Here is a 14640-nt window from a genome sequence, read left to right on the forward strand (position 1 = left end):
GCCTGTGCGGGCGCCGGGCGCGGGGGTGCGGTGGGGGCGCTCATCGGGTGTTGTCCTTCAGCAGTCGGAGCTGGAGCACCGTGATGCCCATGACGACCACGAACAGCACGTACGCCATGGCGCTCGCATAGCCCATGTGGAAGAAGTTGAAGCCCTCGCGGTACATGTCCAGGGACACGGTCAGGGTCGCGTCGGACGGGCCGCCCTGGGTCATCACGAACGGCTCCTCGAAAACGTTGAGGTAGCCGATGGTGGTGATGACGGTGGCGTAGAGCATGGTGGGCCGCAGCAACGGCACGGTGATGCGGCGCATCTCCTGCCAGGCGCCCGCGCCGTCGAGCCGGGCGGCCTCCCGCACGTCCGCGGGGACGGCCTGGAGGCCGGCGATGAACAGCACCATGACGGTGCCGAGGTTGCGCCACACCGCCATGGCGATGAGCGAGGGCATGGCCCAGGTCTCGGAGCCGAGGAAGTCCGGCGCGGTCGTGCCCAGTTCGGTGGCGAGGCCCGCGATCAGACCGTCGGACGGGTCGAGGACGAACCGCCAGACGACGGCGACCGCGACGATGGCGGTGACCACGGGGGCATAAAAGCCGACCCGGAAGAACGTGCGGGCGCGGTCGATGCCGTTGTTCAGCAGAATCGCGACGAGCAGTCCGAGCAGGACGGTCAGCGGCACGCCGACGACCACGAAGTACGCCGTGTTGAACAGGGCCTTGAGGAACCGGTCGTCCTCGAAGAGCTTGGTGTAGTTCTCCAGGCCGACGAACTCCGCCTCCAGCGGGCGGGTGACATGGCGGGCCCCGAAGTCGGTGAAGCTCATCAGGAGCGTCGCGACGATCGGGAAGGCCATGAAGACCGCGAACAGCACCAGGAACGGCATGGAGAACAGCCAGCCGTACAGGTTGTGCCGGCCGAGCGGGCGGCGTGCGCGCCGCGCGTCTCCCGGCGGCCCGTCCGGGCCGGTTGTGGTCACCGCGGCCGCGGGGTCGGCGGCCGTCTTGGTCAGCGAGGGCATGCCGGTTACTCCACGAGTCCTTCGATCTCGGCCTGCGCCTTGTCCAGCGCGGCCTTGGCACCGGACTTGCCCTGGGTGACCGACTCGATGGCGGAGTCCACCTTGGAGGTGATCTCGGTCAGCCGGGGCTGGGAGGGCGTGGTCCTGGCGGTCTCCATCTGGGCGCGCCACACCTTCAGCCTGGGGTCGGTGGCGAGGTCGCCGGACGTCCAGGCCTGCTGGTTGGCGGGCAGGTCGCGGGTGCGCTCGTACCAGTCGGCCTGGCCCTTGGCGTCGGTGAGGAAGGAGATGAACTCCTGGGCGGCCGCCTTGTGCTCGCTGTCCGCGGACACGGCGAGGCTGGAGCCGCCGGCCATGGACACGGACTCCTTGTCGGCGGGCACGGGGGCCACGGCCCACTTGCCCTTGACGTCCGGGTAGTTCTCGTCGAGCAGCGACATGATCCACGGGCCGCCGAAGAACATCGGCACGTCGCCGGTGTTGAAGTCCTTGGTCACGTCGTAGCCGGGGCGGACCGCCTTCTCGCTGACGCCCTTGGCGAAGAACTCGCCGTAGGTCTCGAGCGCCTTGACCGCCTCGGGGCTGTTGACGGCGGCCTTGCCGTCCTCGTCGATGATCTCGCCGCCGGCGGAGTACAGGAACGGGTAGAAGCTCTGCACGGTGTCGAGGCCGCCGGGCTGGACGGACAGGCCCCACTTGGTCTTGGCCTTGTCCTGGTAGGCCTGGGCGGCCTCGAGCAGCTCGTCCATGGTGGCGGGCGGTTCGGTGAGACCGGCCTTGCGGGCGAGGTCGGTGCGGTAGAAGAGGACGCGCGTGTCGACGTACCAGGGCACGCCGTACGTCTCGCCGTCGTACGAGGCCTGCTCCCAGGCGGCGGGGAAGAAGTCGCCCTCCTTGACGGTCTTGGTGTCGACCGGTTCGAGGACGCCCATGTCGGCGAACTCGCCGAGGTAGGTCCCGCCCATCTGCATGACGTCGGGCAGCTTGCCGGCGGCGGCCGCGGCGACGAGCTTCTGGTGCGCCACGTCCCAGCCGACCGGGGTCACCTTGACGGTGATGTTCGGGTGGGACTTCTCGTAGCCGTCGGCGACCTCGGCGAGCTTCTCGCCCTCGGTGCCCATGGCCCAGACGGTGAGCGTCTGCTCGGCGTCGGCGTCCACGTCCGCGCCACCGGAGCCGCCGCAGGCGGTGAGGGTGAGCGCGGACGCCACGGTGAGGGCGAGCGCGGCAGGTGTGGCGCGGTGCATGGACTGCTCCTCCTCGAGCGTTCCCGATGTATGCGCATTCTGTAAGCGCATACATGACTCTGCGGGAGGGGCTCCGCCGTGACAAGGGGGAGCTGGGTCACACTCCGGTAACGGCTGCGGGGCGCCTTGCCGGGCGCGGAAAGGGGGCGTTCACCTGCGCGCGCTTGCGAGCCGCGACAGGCGGACACCCCCGGTGACGGGCACAGGGCCCTGTCAGCAACCTAGGTCGGGGGCGGGGCGTACGGAAGCGGGTGTGAGATACGTCCCGTGGGGGTGTGGTGAACGGGGTGTGGTGGAGGCGTTCAGGCGCTTGCCGTTCACCTGTGGCGGGGGCGACCGTCAGGCGCCGATGGCGACGGCGGCCTGCTCCTCGGGCCCGCAGCCGCAGCTGGCGCGGCGGGCGACGGTGACGGGGAGCATCAGGGACACCGGGTCGGCGTCGGGTGTGCCGTTCAGGCGGCGTACGAGGAGTTCGACCGCCTCCTCCCCCATGCGCAGCATGGGCTGGCGCACGGTGGTGAGCGTGGGGCGGACGAGCCGGCCGAGCGGGATGCCGTCGAAGCCGGTGACGGCCACGTCGTCCGGCACGGCCAGGCCGCGCCGCTCCAGCGCGTGCAGGGCGCCGACGGCCATCTGGTCGTTGGCGCAGACGAGGGCCTGCGGCGGCCCGCCGTCCCGGTCGCAGAGGGCGTCGGCGGCGCGGGCGCCCTCGGCCTGGGTCATCATGACCGCGCGCACGGCGGGCTCGTCGGGGACCTCGACGCCCGTGGCACGGCAGGCGGCGAGGAAGCCCTGGAAGCGGGCCTCGACGTCCGGGGACTCCTCGGCGGAGCCGACGAAGGCGAGGCGGCGCAGGCCGTGGTCCTCGACGAGGTGACGGGTCAGCTCCCGCTGCCCGTCGAAGTTGGCGACCTCGATGTGGTCGAGGTGGTCCAGGTGGTCGCCTTCCTCGCGGGGCCCGGCGAGCATGACGACGGGGCGGCGACGGGAGATGCCCTCGAGTTCCTCCGTGGGCACGGTGCGTGCCAGCACGGCGAAGCCGTCGACACGCCCGGCGACCTTGGCGACGAGGCTTTCCGGGCCGCCCTTGAGGGAGGCGGCGATGAGCAGGGCGTACCCGTGCCGGCGGGCGGCGCGCTCCATGCCGCGGATGATCTGGTCGGAGTAGAGCATCGCCGCGTCGTCGTCCTCGGCGTCGGTGTCCGGGTCGGCGTAGTCGGGGAAGCAGAGGCCAAGGACGCCGGTGGAGCGGCTGGCGAGTCCGCGCGCGTTGCCGCTGGGCACGTAGCCGAGGTCGCGCGCGGCGGCGAGCACCCGCTCACGGGTCTGCGCCCGCACCGAGTCGGGGTTGCGGTAGACGCGGGACACGGTGGCGATGGACACGCCGGAGCGTTCGGCGACGTCGTACACCGTGGGGGCGGTACTCATCGGGGGCATCCCTGGGTCGATGCGATGAAAGCGCATTCATCGTAGGGGGGTGCAGGTCAGGGTACAAGGGCGGAATTCGAGACAGGGGCGCTCGGACATGTGTCCGGCGTCACGCCGACCGGCGCACCGCGGGCGTCGCCGTCCCCGGTGACGGCGGGGGTCGGCATGGGGGCGGCGGGTCCGGGCACACGGACGGGACACAGGCGACTGACGCACCCTCAACACCGAAGGAACGCGGATGACTTCGACGCACGGACACGACGGAACGGGCTACGGACAGCCGACGGGGCACGCCGGACCGGCGGGCACGGGCGAACGGCGCAACGGCTTCGGCATCGCGGCGCTGGTCCTGGGCATCGTGGGCGCGCTGCTGTTCTGGACCGCGATCGGCGGCATCGTGCTGGGCCTGCTGGCCGTGATCTTCGGCGTGCTCGGCTTCCGGCGCAGCAGACGAGGCGTGGCCACGAACGGCACGATGGCGGTCATCGGCGCGGTGCTGGGCGCGCTGGCCCTCGTGGTGTCGTCGGTCCTGCTGGCGCTGGGCGTGGCCGTGGTCAACAGCGACGAGTTCAAGGACTACCAGGACTGCGTCGAGCACGCGAACAGCCAGAGCGACCGGCAGGACTGCGCGCGGGACTTCGACCGCGAGGTCGACGAGCGGTAGGGGCCGGTACGGGCGAGGTGGGGCGCGGCGGGGGTGCCGCGCCCTTCTCGTATGCGTCCTTTATCTCCCGTCCGCTTCGTAAGGCGGAGACGGAAGGTTCCAGACGGCGTCCGATCGGCTGACGATCCGTCGGAGTTGGCGGGCGCTCGGTGGCGACAGAGCCTGCATCACGGTGTCAAGAAGGGCTCGGGCTTCGAAAGGATCGCCGCAGCAGTACCAGTGCGCGTTGCTGCCCCTCTCGTAGTCGTGCCACAGAACGCGCTCGGGCTGGTGGACGTAGTCCCTCCACAGGCCTAATGCCGCGCCGACGTCGCCGGGTTGCAGATAGTTACGGGTGTGCTCAAGGCAGATGATCTCGGACAGTGCGCGGGAGGACAGGCCGTCGATGACTGGCCTTGTCCCCGTCGTCCGGTGGCCGGCAGGGGAACCTGCACGAATCTGTCCTGACCGTCTACGCGGCATGAGCCATTCGGTACGTCGTCATACGGTTCATGCCGCACATGCTGCCACGATCTCGCAGGGCCGTGGGCAACGCCGGCAAGGACGCCGCACTGGACCGGGGCTGGCTGCTGGGATACTTCAAGGATGCCTCCGATCCCCGTCATCGACCGGCTCGCCGGCGCACCGTTCGCGGTGTCGTCCGTGGAGCCCAGCACGTGGCGGGTGGAGCCGCCGAGCGCCACGACCGTACGCGCGGTGCGGCCCGCGAAGAACATTCAGGAGGTGTCGTCCCCGTGGGCCGGTGCTCCCCAGCGCATCGGCAGGCGTCCCCGGAAGAACGGGCCCGGCTCTTCCACCGTGCCGACGGCGTCCTGTTTGTCCAGCCGTTTGAGCACCCTCTCCAGACGGCTGACGGGAGCGGCGTCGCACGAAGTCTCCACCGTGCGCCTGCCGTTGACGAACTAGAGGTCGACGCCGACCTCCGTGGTCCGGGTGGCCGCGGCCGACGGGGCGAGGCCGACGGGGCGAGCTGCGCCGGCAGCATGTCGACCTTCACGTCGTGATGTACAGGTAGAACCGGTACGTCACCACGCGCCCTCCCCACAGGCGCTGGGCGATCAGTATGGAACACGGCCGCGTGTACAGCACCCGTTCGCGCGGGTTTCGCCCCTCGGGGGTGACGCCGGGTCGTGGACCGCAGGATCAGGGGTAGAGGGAGGTCCACCGGAGCGGGACCACGCGAAGTGGGACCACACGCCCTTGCAGGAGGTACCGACCATGACCGACGACGCCTACATCGTGCTGTTCGACGACCCCGCCGTGTCGCTGGGGGTGCCGCTCGCCGCCGTGGAGGACGCGGCGTTCATGGACACCCCGGCCGTGCGGGCGTGGCTGGAGGCGCAGGGGGTGACCGTGACGTCGCCGGGGCTGCGGCTGTTGCCGCCGGAGGAGACCTCGGCCGTTCCGGAGGGCGCCGAGCGGCTGCCCGTTCCGCTCGGGGACGAGGAGCTGAGCCGCGTGCGGCAGCTCAACGCCCCGTACGACGTCGCGCGGATGGAGGAGGAACTCCTCGCCTACCGCTCCTGCGCCGAGGGCCGCGAGGCGCTGCTCGCCCGTGCCGTGGCGGCCGGGGTGCCGGCGCACCGGATCGCCGAGCTGACCGGCGAGGACCTGACGACCGTCAAGGCCCTCGTCCACTGAGTGCCTGGAGGCGCCGGCGTCAGGGCCGTGCGACCGGGCGTTCCGGCATGGCGAGGTGGGCCAGGTCGCCCGGCGGGGGGCTGCTCACCGGCCACAGCGGGGCGGGCGTGCCGTCGGCGACCGCCGCGGGCGCGTCCGTCAGGTTCATCCGCTCGCGCAGCCGGCCGTAGAAGTCCATCGGGCCGAGGCGTACGGCGCGCAGCCGGCGGGGTGAGGCGTACACGCCGATCCAGTCGCCGGGGCCGATGACACCGCGGACCTGGCCGTCGACGCTGACGGCCGCCCGCCCGGACCGCTCCAGGATGCGCAGTCCGACGGGTTCGTCGGGCGCGGCCACGACCGAGCGGTTGAACGTCATGTGCGGCGCGACCGGCGTGAACACCAGCACCTCCGCGCGCGGCGACACCACCGACCCGCCGGCGGCGAAGCTGTACGCCGTCGAGCCGGTCGGGGTCGCCACCAGCAGCGCGTCGGCGGAGTACGAGGCGAGCAGCCGGCCGGAGATGTAGACGCCGACGGAGATCTGCCGGTCCCGGGCGAGCTTCTCCAGGACCACGTCGTTGAGGGCGGCCACGTCCAGCGGGACGCCCCACTCGCCGCCCGTCTCGCAGTCGGGGCGCACGCTGGTCGGCGGCAGCAGGGGGCCGCGCCCGTAGCGCATGAGCGCCTCGATGTCCGAGGGGACCTCCAGGCGGCGGGAGGCGCGCATGGTCAGCAGCATCCGCTCCTCCACGTCGAGGCGCCCCTCGTACACGGCGTCCAGCGCGGCGCGCACCTCCGTCATGGGCACCTCCGTCAGGAAGCCCACCCGGCCCAGGTCGACGCCGAGGATCAGGGCGTCCGCGGCGGCGGCCAGCCGGGCGCCGCGCAGGAACGTGCCGTCGCCGCCGAGCGTGACGACCAGGTCGGGGTCGCCCGCGGCGGCCACCTCCTGGCGGGCGCTGTGCCGGCCGCCGTCGGCCCACACGTCGACGTCCTTGCAGGCGATGCCGTGCTCCGCGCACCACTCCCGGACCGTGCCGGCGGCCGCCACCGCCTCGGGGCGTCCGCCGTGCACCACCATGCCGACCCGGTTCACCGTCATGTCCGCCTCCCGGCTGCCGTTCGCCCCGCCAGGACGGCATCGTCCGCCCGGTTCCGCGACGTCCCTCCCATCCTGAAGGCGCGACGCGGACCCCGCACGGCCGGGCGGGCGTGCGGCCGGGCGCACGCACAGCCGGGCGAAGACGCGCGGCCATGCCGACGGCCCGGCACCGCGTGTGCGGTGCCGGGCCGTCCGGACGTCGTGGGTACCTGCGGCTCGTCAGCCCTGGCGGGCCTTGAAGCGCGGGTCCTTCTTGTTGATCACGAAGGTCACGCCCCGGCGGCGCACCACCTGGGCGCCGGGCTTGGCCTTCAACGAGCGCAGGGACTTGCGTACCTTCATCACGTACTCCTGGTGGGGAAGCCCCGGTGAGGGGCCGGGTGTCCCGGCCGGACAGCCGGTCGGCGGCCGGCCGGAGCGGTCAGCCGCGGGCCCGGGCGGCGCCGTAGCGCCGCTCGAAGCGCTCCACGCGTCCCGCGGTGTCGAGGACACGGGCGGTGCCTGTGTAGAACGGGTGGCTCGCCGACGAGATCTCCACGTCGACGACCGGATACGTCGTGCCGTCCTCCCACTCGACCGTCCTGTCGGAGTCGAGGGTGGAGCGGGTCAGGAACTGGAACCCTGCCGCGCGGTCGCGGAAGACGACCGGCCGGGAGACGGGGTGGATGCCGTGCCTCATGGGTGTCCTTTCTCGCTGCCTCCGCCGCCGGGAGCGGCGGCGGAAACGGGGTGTGTCGACGTCCTCGCGCGACGGTCCGCGCGTCAGCGCTCCTCGCGGAAGAGGACGTGCTGTCCGGCGACCGCGTCGTACTTGCGCAGGACCAGCCGGTCGGGGTCGTTCAGACGGTTCTTGCGCGTCACGTAGGTGACGCCGGTGCCGGCCGTGGACTTCAGCTTGACGACCGGGCGTGCCGTGCTGCGTGCCATGAGGTGCTCCTTCCGCCGTCATCGCCCGAGTCGTATGACTCGCGCATGTCAGGCAGCAGGTGTAACAGCGCCCCCCGGTCCCCTATTCCGCCTCCCCCACGGGCGTCGTCCGGCGTGTCCCGGTGACCTTCGAGGCGGGCAGCCGGCCGGCCCGCGAGGCGCCCGCCAGGGTGTCGCCGTGCACGTCGACCGCGAAGGCGAGGTTCAGCCGGAGGGGCTTGGTGACGGACTGCTTCCAGGTGACGTGGGGGCCGTCGACGGCGATGTCCCTCAGCGGTACGTCCTCGCCCGCGCCGGACGCGACGCCTACGAGCGAGCCGTCCTGCCGGCGGAACGCGACGACGGCCCTGATGCGGCCGACGGGGGTGGCGATGGTCAGGTCCCAGACGCCTTCGAGGGAGGCGGTGCGGTCGGTGTCGGTGGCGGTGTCGGCGTTCATGTGCGTGATGCTCCTGGGGTGGGTGCGGACAGAGGCGGGGCGGTGCGTCACAGCGCGGCCGGTTCGGGACCCGTGGCCCGCCAGACGGTGCCGCGGCGCTCGTGGGCGAACAGGGTCTCCACGGCGTGCGCGATGCGCGGGCCCAGTTCCCGTTCCAGCAGGTGGAGGCCCAGGTCGAGGCCGGAGGTGACGCCGGCGCCGCTGACCAGGTCGCCGTCGTCGACGACACGGGCGCGCACCGCGTGGACGCCGGTCGCGTCGAGCATGTCGATGCCCAGGTGGTGGGTCGTGGCGTGGCGGCCTTCCAACAGGCCGGCCATCGCGGGCACCAGCGAGCCGCCGCACACCGTGGCCACGGTCACCGCCGGGTCGTCCAGCGCCTCCTTGAGCAGCGCGGGCAGCGCGGTGGTCAGGGCGCGGCCCAGCAGGACGGGTACGAACTCGTCCTGCCGCCACTCCCCCGTCCCCGCGTCGACGTCGGGCACCTCGCCGGGTTCGCCGACCCGGCCCGAGGCGCCGGGGACCACGACCACGCCGGCGGCGTGGGGGTCGAGGGTGCCGGTGGCCCGCAGGGTGAGGGCGCCGGTGCCGCTCACCACCTCGCGCGGGCCCTCGGCGGAGACCAGCTCGACGGTGAGCGCCCCGCCGGACGCGGTGCCTCCCGCGTACAGGACCTCGTAGGGCGCGACGACGTCGAGCGGGTCGAAGCCGTCGAACAGGACGATCTGGGCATGCATGGGGCGACGTACCTCCGGTGGGGCGTCCGGTCTCCGGTCCGGTCGGACGCGGACGCCTCCGAAGCTAACGAGCCGCCGCGCGGGGGCCCATGGGTGTCCGTGCCAGGTGTCCACGGGTTTCCGCCAACAGCGCCCTGCCCCTTCCCGGTCCCTCCCCTGTCCCTCCCCAGCCCGTCCCCGGTCTCTCCGCGTGGGCGGAAAACGGGTACCGAAGTCACCGCGGCCGGAGAAGACTCGCCGTATGAGCGACATGAACGCGTTCCGGGACGCGGCGACTTCGTGGGCGGCGGGCGGATCCGCTGACCCGGCACGCGAACTGGCCGGGCGGCTGTCCGTCCGTACGGTCGTCCTGCTGGAGGGACTCAGCGACGCCGCCGCGGTCGACGCGCTCGCCGCGCGTCACGGCCGGGACCTGGCGGCCGGGGGCGTCTGCGTGCTGCCGATGGGGGGCGCGATGAACGTCGGCCGCTTCTCCGCCCTGCTCGGGCCCCGTGGACTCGGCCTGCGTCTGACGGGGCTGTGCGACGAGCGCGAGCTCGGCTTCTACGCGCGGGGCTGGGAGCGGGCGGGCGCCGGGAGCGACGGCCTCTTCGTCTGCGCGGCGGACCTGGAGGACGAGCTGATCCGCGCCCTCGGTGCGGAGCGGGTGACCGAACTGGTCCGGGAGCAGGGGGAGTTCCGCGCCCTGAACACCTTCCTGCGGCAGCCCGCGCAGCAGGGCCGGCCCTCGCAGCAGCAGTTGCGCCGCTTCCTGGGCACGAAGAAGGGTCGCAAGATCCGTTACGGACGGGTGCTGGTCGAGGCACTGGGTGAGGAGCGGGCGCCCGCGCCTCTGGAGGGTCTGCTCGCCGGTCTCTGACGGGCGCGGGTCTGGGCGGGCATGCGTGCGTGAGGGGCGGGGGCGCGCCCCCACCCCTCTCCGTCACGAGGCGGCCCGCGTCAGAACTTCGGCGTCGGCGCCTGTGCGAGCACGATCTCCGCGGCCTCCTCCTCGGTCTGCACCGACGGCGGGGACCCCTCCAGCGGCTGCTGCGCCGTCTCCTTCATGAGGGCCACCGAGATCACGCCGACCAGGGCGGCCGCCATCGCGTAGTACGCGGGCATCATGTCCGAGCCGGTCGCGCCGATGAGCGCGGTGATCACCAGCGGGGTGGTGCCGCCGAACAGCGAGGCCGACAGGTTGTAGCCGACCGACAGGGAGCCGTACCGCACGGACGTCGGGAACATCGCGGGCAGCGCGGCCGACATGGTGCCGAGCAGGCAGACCAGGGACAGGCCGAGCATCAGCATCCCGGCCGACACCGCGAGCAGGCTGCCCTGCTGCACGAGCACGAACGCCGGCGCGGACAGGATCAGGAAGCCCAGCATGCCGGCCATCAGCAGCGGCTTGCGTCCGTAGCGGTCGTTGAGCCGGCCGACCTGGTTGATGACCAGCATCAGCACCACCATGGTGGCGACGAGGATCAGCAGCCCGTGCGACTCCTTGTAGTGCAGCTCGTCGGACAGGTACGTCGGCATGTACGACAGCAGCATGTAGTCGGTGATGTTGTACGCGCCGACCAGGGTGATGCACAGGATCAGCGTCCGCCAGTGCTGCCGGAAGATCTTGGCGAGGTCGCCGCGGGCGGTGGTCTCGACGTGGTTCGCGGCGTCGGAGACGTGGACGTTGCCCTCCCCCAGCTTGAGGTAGGCGGGGGTGTCGTCGAGCTTCAGCCGCAGGTAGATGCCGACGATGCCGAGCGGGCCGGCGACCAGGAAGGGGATGCGCCAGCCCCAGGCGTCCATGGTGTCGCTGCCGAGCCAGGCGGTCAGCGCCACGACCAGGCTCGCCGCGCCGGTGTACCCGGCGAGCGTGCCCAGTTCCAGGAAGCTGCCGAAGTAGCCGCGCCGCCGGTCCGGGGCGTACTCGGCGATGAAGGTGGAGGCGCCGCCGTACTCGCCGCCCGTGGAGAAGCCCTGGAGCAGCCGGAAGAGGATCAGCAGCGCCGGCGCCCAGAAGCCCACCGCCGCGTACGACGGCAGCAAGCCGATCGCGGCCGTGCCGATCGCCATGAGAATCATCGTCAGGGCGAGGACCTTCTTACGGCCGATCTTGTCGCCCATCGGTCCGAAGACCATGCCGCCCAGCGGGCGCACCAGGAAGGCCACGGCGAAGGTGGCGAAGGAGGACAGCAGCTGCACCGTCTCGTTCCCCGAGGGGAAGAAGACCCTGCCGATGGTGCCGGCCAGGTAGGCGTAGATCCCGAAGTCGAACCATTCCATGGCGTTGCCGAGCGAGGCGGCCTTCACCGCGCGCTTGACCGCCCGCTCGTCCGTCACCGTGATGTCCGACCGCCTCAGCGGCGGGTTCTGCCGGCGGCGGATGGCACGGAACAGGGTCGGGTGGCGCCTGGTTGCCTCGGGCGGCGGGGTCCGGCCGTTGTCGGTGGGGGACGTGGCTTCGTTCCTTTCCGGGACAGAACGGTGCAACGGGAACGTAACAGCGTTCCCGTGCGGGCGCCGTGGCGGGGGCGCCCGTTGGGGTCGTGACGGCCGCCGGTTCCGGGGTGTGCCCGGCCGGGGCCACGGGCCCGTGTTCCCTGCGGTCTCACCTGTATGCCTCCGCTGCGCTGGTCGCGCGGGCCGAGCGGTGGTGCGGTGGGAGGCGGGGGAGCAAGCGTGCCCGGTGCAGGTCGGCACCGGGCGGACCGTCCGTCCCATCCGTCCCACAGGAGGCACACGTGACCACCCCTCGCCCGCTCGTCCGGCCGGCCCGCGTCCTGGCCGCCGCCCTGGCCGCCGGCACGCTGTTCGCCACGGCGGCCTGTTCCGGCTCGGACAGCAGTGCCTCGCCCGAGGCGGACGCCTCGTCCACGGTCGCCGAGCGGGGCGTCGCCGCGCAGACCACCTCCCCCTCGGCGTCGTCGCCCTCCGCCTCGGCCTCGCCGTCGGACCTCAGCGAGGAGGGCGCACGGAACGCGCTGATCACCCCGGCGGACATCGAGGACGACTGGACGCAGGTGCGGGACCCGAGCGAGTGGCGGGACTCGCTGCTCGTCGGCAGCGTCGACGTGGCCGCCTTCGTCGACGGCAGGAGCGACACGCAGGACTGCCAGCGCCTGGTCGACGCGCTGTTCGACGAGACGCTGCTGGGCAAGCCCACGGGCGCGTCCGCCGTCACCGGCTTCCAGCAGGGCGACTCCCGGCTGCTGTACCAGGTCGCCGCGTACGACAAGGCGGACCTGGACGACTCCATGCAGTGGCTGAGCGAGCTCCCCGACACCTGCGACCAGTTCACGCTGACCGGTGGCGACGCCGGGGAGCGTACGGTCCAGGTCATCGAGACGTCGCTGCCGCAGGCCGGCGACAACCGGCAGGGCCTGACCGTGACGGTGAAGGGCGAGAGCAACGGCGACCCGGTCACCCTGAGCCTGGACGTGGCCGTCGTGCAGATCGGCGCCGACGCGATCACGGTCACCAACGGCGGACTCGACGGCGCCGACCACGACACCACGTCGGCCGCGGTGGAGCAGGGCACGCAGCGGCTCCAGGAAGTGCTCGCGGGGCGCACGCCGTCGCCGACGCCGAGCGGGATCAACTGACCGGGGCACGCGGGTGAGGGATCGGGCGGGTGCGGACGGCCCGGACGACGGGGCGGGCGAGCGCGGCATGCCGTCCCCGGGCGCCGGCGGAGACACCGGTGACGTGCCCGCCGGGCGGTACGGACGCGACCTCTTCCCGCCCGAGGACCCGCACGAGTCGGAACGCATCGACGCCGCCGCGCTGGTCCACGACCCGGTCACCACGCACCGGCTGCGGGAGCTGGGCGTGGGTCCGGGCATGCGGTGCCTGGAGGTCGGGGCGGGCACGGGGACCGTCGCGCGATGGCTGCTGGAGGAGGCCGGGGTCGAGGAGGTCGTCGCCCTCGACCGGGACTCCCGCGCCCTGGCCGCCTGGGAGCTGCCCGGGCTGCGGGTGCTGACCGCGGACATCACCGACGAGAACCTGGACCCCGGCAGGTTCGACCTGGTGCACGCCCGGTTCGTGCTGATGCACCTGCCGGGCCGCCGCGGGCTCGTCCACCGGCTCGCGGGCCTGCTCCGCCCGGGCGGCGTGCTCGTGCTCGGCGACGCGGTGGAACTCCCCGACACCCTCGACCGCTCCTCCCCCTACCGGCGCACGATGGACGCCATGTGGGCGGCACTCTGGGCGACGATCGGCACCGACCTCACGGAGGTGCCGGCGTACCCGCGTTACCTCCGCGAGGAGGGCCTGCGCGACATCGGCGCGGAAGTGGTCTGCCCGCCCCTCCTCCCGGGCGCCCCGGCGGCCCTCTTCTGGTCGGACACCTGGCAACGCATGCGCCCGGAACTGGAGGCGACGGGCCTGGTGGACGCGCGGGTGATCGACGAGGCACTGGCGTACCTCGAGTCACCGCGGCTGGCGGAGGTGGGTCCGGGGATGGCGATGGTGTGGGGCCGGCGGGAGGGTTAGCTGTCCAGCCGCATGTCTGTGAGGAGCTGGTCCGCGGACAGTGCGGGGACCGTGCGGCCCGTGTGGCCGGTGGTCGTCGTGGCGGTGAGGAGGGAGTTGAGGACGGCCTCCTCCACTGCGTCGAGGGCCGCCTCGAAGAGAGGGCTCAGCGTGGCGTCGGCGAGTGGGGGCGCGGTGCCGGGGCGGGTGGTGGTGAAGGCCACGGCGTAGTCGCCGCTGCCGTGGCTGTAGGCGGCGCCCGTCCGGGCGAGGGCGAACACGGCGCGGCGGGCGACGCGGGTGAGCTGTCGGGCGTCGAGCGGGGCGTCGGTAGCGACGACGATCATGCAGGATCCGGTCTCGGCGGGCGGCCCGGCGTCCCCCGGGCTGGGCGTCGGGGGTGCGAGCGTGCGCCCGAGGACGCGCAGGGCGCCGCCGAAGTTGGCCTGGACGAGCGCGCCCACGGTGAAGCGGCGGCCCGCCACCTCCGGGACGCGGGAGGACGTGCCGATGCCGGCCTTGAACCCAAGAGCGACCGTGCCGGTCCCCGCACCGACGCACCCCTCGGCCACGGGCCCCGCCGACGCCCCGTCGAGCGCGGCCCGCACATGCTCCTCGCGTACGGGCCGGCTCCGGATGTCGGACAGGTAGCCGTCGTTGCACTCCCCCACGACGGGGTTGAGACTCAACACCTCGTCGTTTTCCGGCTGTCCGAGCACCCACCCGACCAGGGCGTCGGCGACCCTGAACGCGGACAGCGTGGAGGTGAGCAGCACGGGGGTTTCCAGCTCGCCGAGTTCGGCGAGCTGGGTGGCGCCGACGAGCTTGCCGTACCCGTTCCCGACGAACACGCCCGCAGGCAGCGGCGCCCCCGGCCGCACACCGTCGGGCACGACGGCCGTCACCCCGCTGTGCACGACGGGGCGGCTCCGGACGGTGGTGTGCCCGACGCGAACCCCCGGCACGTCGGTGAGGGCGTTGAGGCTGGCTCGTATACACATCT

At 72.6% G+C, this 14640-nt stretch carries 16 protein-coding genes and 1 pseudogene; 5 read left to right on the forward strand and 12 right to left on the reverse strand.

Annotated features, from left to right (window positions below; translation table 11 throughout):
- Positions 1 to 40: 40 nt before the first annotated feature.
- The 3 genes from CCN29_RS25130 to CCN29_RS25140 all read right to left on the reverse strand — a co-directional run bounded on the left by CCN29_RS25130 (position 41) and on the right by CCN29_RS25140 (position 3693).
- Positions 41 to 1018, reverse strand: coding sequence for a carbohydrate ABC transporter permease (locus tag CCN29_RS25130; RefSeq protein ID WP_086684639.1), 978 nt, complete (start codon positions 1016 to 1018; stop codon positions 41 to 43).
- A 5-nt stretch (positions 1019 to 1023) separates the two neighbouring features.
- On the reverse strand, positions 1024 to 2265 hold the full coding sequence (locus CCN29_RS25135) for a sugar ABC transporter substrate-binding protein (RefSeq protein WP_031019086.1): 1242 nt from the start codon (positions 2263 to 2265) through the stop codon (positions 1024 to 1026).
- A gap of 339 nt (positions 2266 to 2604) precedes the next feature.
- The gene (locus tag CCN29_RS25140; protein WP_006130954.1) at positions 2605 to 3693 is read right to left on the reverse strand and encodes a LacI family DNA-binding transcriptional regulator; all 1089 of its coding nucleotides are present in this window, start codon (positions 3691 to 3693) and stop codon (positions 2605 to 2607) included.
- Between the two features lie 238 nt (positions 3694 to 3931).
- Here CCN29_RS25140 and CCN29_RS25145 point away from each other — a divergent pair, with 238 nt between their 5' ends.
- Complete coding sequence (locus tag CCN29_RS25145) at positions 3932 to 4357, forward strand: DUF4190 domain-containing protein (protein ID WP_006130955.1); 426 nt, start codon at positions 3932 to 3934, stop codon at positions 4355 to 4357.
- 656 nt (positions 4358 to 5013) lie between these two features.
- On the opposite strand, the pseudogene CCN29_RS36230 reads toward CCN29_RS25145, so the two are convergent.
- Positions 5014 to 5238, reverse strand: a pseudogene (locus tag CCN29_RS36230) (DUF7019 family protein); the annotation flags it as partial.
- Between the two features lie 337 nt (positions 5239 to 5575).
- On the opposite strand from CCN29_RS36230, the gene CCN29_RS25160 reads away from it, so the two are divergent.
- Positions 5576 to 5998, forward strand: a complete 423-nt coding sequence (locus CCN29_RS25160) for a DUF6003 family protein (protein WP_006130956.1) — start codon at positions 5576 to 5578, stop codon at positions 5996 to 5998.
- A gap of 19 nt (positions 5999 to 6017) precedes the next feature.
- Here CCN29_RS25160 and CCN29_RS25165 read toward each other — a convergent pair whose 3' ends face one another.
- From CCN29_RS25165 to CCN29_RS25190, 6 genes are all read right to left on the reverse strand, one after another.
- A complete protein-coding gene (locus CCN29_RS25165; RefSeq protein WP_031019090.1) occupies positions 6018 to 7082 on the reverse strand; it encodes an NAD(+)/NADH kinase in 1065 nt (354 codons plus the stop codon).
- A 219-nt stretch (positions 7083 to 7301) separates the two neighbouring features.
- Complete coding sequence (ykgO, locus tag CCN29_RS25170) at positions 7302 to 7424, reverse strand: type B 50S ribosomal protein L36 (protein WP_006130958.1); 123 nt, start codon at positions 7422 to 7424, stop codon at positions 7302 to 7304.
- 79 nt (positions 7425 to 7503) lie between these two features.
- Positions 7504 to 7761: a type B 50S ribosomal protein L31 gene (locus CCN29_RS25175; RefSeq protein WP_086684641.1), complete on the reverse strand. Its 258-nt coding sequence runs from the start codon at positions 7759 to 7761 to the stop codon at positions 7504 to 7506.
- An 83-nt stretch (positions 7762 to 7844) separates the two neighbouring features.
- Complete coding sequence (gene rpmG / locus CCN29_RS25180) at positions 7845 to 8009, reverse strand: 50S ribosomal protein L33 (RefSeq protein ID WP_006130960.1); 165 nt, start codon at positions 8007 to 8009, stop codon at positions 7845 to 7847.
- An 82-nt stretch (positions 8010 to 8091) separates the two neighbouring features.
- Positions 8092 to 8448 carry a hypothetical protein gene (locus CCN29_RS25185; protein WP_006130961.1) on the reverse strand — a complete coding sequence of 119 codons (357 nt, stop codon included), beginning with the start codon at positions 8446 to 8448 and terminating at the stop codon, positions 8092 to 8094.
- Between the two features lie 47 nt (positions 8449 to 8495).
- A complete protein-coding gene (locus tag CCN29_RS25190) occupies positions 8496 to 9185 on the reverse strand; it encodes a DJ-1/PfpI family protein (RefSeq protein WP_006130962.1) in 690 nt (229 codons plus the stop codon).
- Between the two features lie 241 nt (positions 9186 to 9426).
- Here CCN29_RS25190 and CCN29_RS25195 point away from each other — a divergent pair, with 241 nt between their 5' ends.
- Positions 9427 to 10044 carry a TOPRIM nucleotidyl transferase/hydrolase domain-containing protein gene (locus CCN29_RS25195; protein ID WP_006130963.1) on the forward strand — a complete coding sequence of 206 codons (618 nt, stop codon included), beginning with the start codon at positions 9427 to 9429 and terminating at the stop codon, positions 10042 to 10044.
- Positions 10045 to 10124: 80 nt separating this feature from the next.
- Here the strand turns inward: CCN29_RS25195 and proP are convergent, their stop codons facing one another.
- On the reverse strand, positions 10125 to 11654 hold the full coding sequence (proP, locus tag CCN29_RS25200) for a glycine betaine/L-proline transporter ProP (protein ID WP_031019096.1): 1530 nt from the start codon (positions 11652 to 11654) through the stop codon (positions 10125 to 10127).
- A 251-nt stretch (positions 11655 to 11905) separates the two neighbouring features.
- Between proP and CCN29_RS25205 the strand changes: the two genes are divergently transcribed.
- Both CCN29_RS25205 and CCN29_RS25210 read left to right on the forward strand, forming a co-directional pair.
- On the forward strand, positions 11906 to 12766 hold the full coding sequence (locus CCN29_RS25205; protein ID WP_006130965.1) for a hypothetical protein: 861 nt from the start codon (positions 11906 to 11908) through the stop codon (positions 12764 to 12766).
- Positions 12767 to 12833: 67 nt separating this feature from the next.
- Positions 12834 to 13658 (forward strand): class I SAM-dependent methyltransferase, encoded by an 825-nt coding sequence (locus CCN29_RS25210; protein WP_086684644.1) that lies wholly within the window; start codon positions 12834 to 12836, stop codon positions 13656 to 13658.
- Here CCN29_RS25210 and CCN29_RS25215 read toward each other — a convergent pair.
- Complete coding sequence (locus CCN29_RS25215) at positions 13655 to 14638, reverse strand: P1 family peptidase (RefSeq protein ID WP_086684647.1); 984 nt, start codon at positions 14636 to 14638, stop codon at positions 13655 to 13657. The two genes, CCN29_RS25210 and CCN29_RS25215, sit on opposite strands and share 4 nt — an antisense overlap.
- Positions 14639 to 14640: the final 2 nt, after the last annotated feature.

The sequence above is a fragment of the Streptomyces pseudogriseolus genome (genome assembly GCA_002154585.1).
Taxonomy (GTDB): Bacteria; Actinomycetota; Actinomycetes; order Streptomycetales; family Streptomycetaceae; genus Streptomyces; species Streptomyces pseudogriseolus.